Origin of the sequence: Streptococcus parasanguinis (assembly GCF_001578955.1) — a bacterium.
Lineage (GTDB): Bacteria > Bacillota > Bacilli > Lactobacillales > Streptococcaceae > Streptococcus > Streptococcus parasanguinis_U.
Genome location: NZ_KQ969691.1, coordinates 247,798 through 249,316, shown reverse-complemented (window position 1 = coordinate 249,316; position 1,519 = coordinate 247,798). Strand labels below are relative to the sequence as shown.

At 40.6% G+C, this 1,519-nt stretch carries 2 protein-coding genes; both read left to right on the top strand.

Annotated features, from left to right (window positions below; all coding sequences use genetic code 11):
• Window positions 1-118: 118 nt before the first annotated feature.
• Entirely contained in the window at window positions 119-799 is a 681-nt protein-coding gene (locus tag SPADD19_RS07970) for an ABC transporter ATP-binding protein (protein WP_061455737.1), read from the top strand.
• Window positions 796-1,503: a hypothetical protein gene (locus SPADD19_RS07965; protein WP_061455736.1), complete on the top strand. Its 708-nt coding sequence runs from the start codon at window positions 796-798 to the stop codon at window positions 1,501-1,503. Before SPADD19_RS07970 ends, SPADD19_RS07965 begins: the two co-directional genes overlap by 4 nt.
• Window positions 1,504-1,519: the final 16 nt, after the last annotated feature.

Below are 1,519 nucleotides of genomic sequence, written 5' to 3'. Positions count from 1 at the left end.
GTCCCAGCCTCTTTTTTGACCATTCGCGACGATTTTCTGACCGATTCTGACAGAGAGCTACAAAGACTGTCCCTTTGAAGTATACTGTATACAAGATCAATAAGAAAAGAGGGATCGTATGTTTCAGGTAGCATCTATTACAAAATCATTTAAGGAGAAAGCTGTATTAAAGGGAGTGTCTTTTTCGATAGAAGAAGGAGACAAAATTGCCTTGCTGGGAAATAATGGGGCAGGTAAAAGCACCCTGTTCAATATTATCGCTGGACAGCTCCAGGCCGATTCGGGGACGATAAAGACTTCGCTTGATTTTCAAAGAGAAATTGGGATGATGCCTCAGGGGGATCTGCTCATCGAGGATCTAACCCTTGCTGAATTCGTCGAATTAAAAAGCCGGATGAATCAGCTGAAGCAGGCTGATGTCAATGGACTCTTAGAAATGGTCGAATTAAGAGAATCAAGAGAGCAGATGGTGGGAAGTCTTTCTGGTGGTCAGAAGAGACGCTTGTCCTTGTTGGTAACTATTTTGAATCATCCAAAGTTGATTTTTTTAGATGAGCCAACGACTGGCATGGACTTGGAAGCAGTGGATAACTTTTGGAAATTACTGGAGCAGCAAGAGTTTACATCTGTTGTGGTGACTCATGATTTCAACCAAATTGATGCCTTTTTTACAAAAGTCCTGATCTTAAAAGAAGGTCGAATTGTTGCCACAAAGGCTGTTGAGGATATTCACCAGGATGGTCAAACCATTGAGCAGTATTTCCGAGAAGAGATGAATAAAGGAGGGGAACAAGCATGAAAAAGATTCAATTAAAACAAGTTTTACGAAATAAGCGCTTTGTATTATTCACCATTATTTTACCCATAGGCTGGTATATCTTCTTTTATCAGCTTCAAAAAGGGGTTTCGCCAAGTATTTTATTAGGTATTGCCGTATTTATCGGGGTCATTGGCAATAGCCTTGCAACCTTTAGTAAGCGAATCGCCTCAGATATCGGGTTTTATTCTTTTGAATCCCACTTTACAAGCTATAGTGTCAAGAACTATTTATGGGATCAAAGCATCGTACAACTGATTCTGAACAGCTTGATCTTTTTAGCAGTGCTAGTAGTTGCTGTTCTAGGTTTTCACTTTCCGGTGACGACTAGCCTGTTGGTACAATTTTTCCTCTTATCCTTGATGGGGATCTACTTTAGTGTGATTGGCTTTGTACTTGGGGTCAGGGTAGATGCCAAGACGATTGATACCATTGGCTTTCCTGTTATTATTTTGGCCGCTATGACCATTATTCCCTTTGATACGCTTGGCGCAAGTGGAGGATTTATGGACTTAGTTGGCAAGCTACAACGGGCTTTCCCAGGTTATTATTATACAAAGCTGATCCAAGATTTGACTGAGAAACAAACGATCGATGTCCCTCAATTAGGACTCTTTGTTGCCGTATTTGCATTGAATTTGCTATTTTTCTATCTGCTCGTACCCAAAGGAAAAATGGGGAACTAAGAGCAGTTAAAAAGAG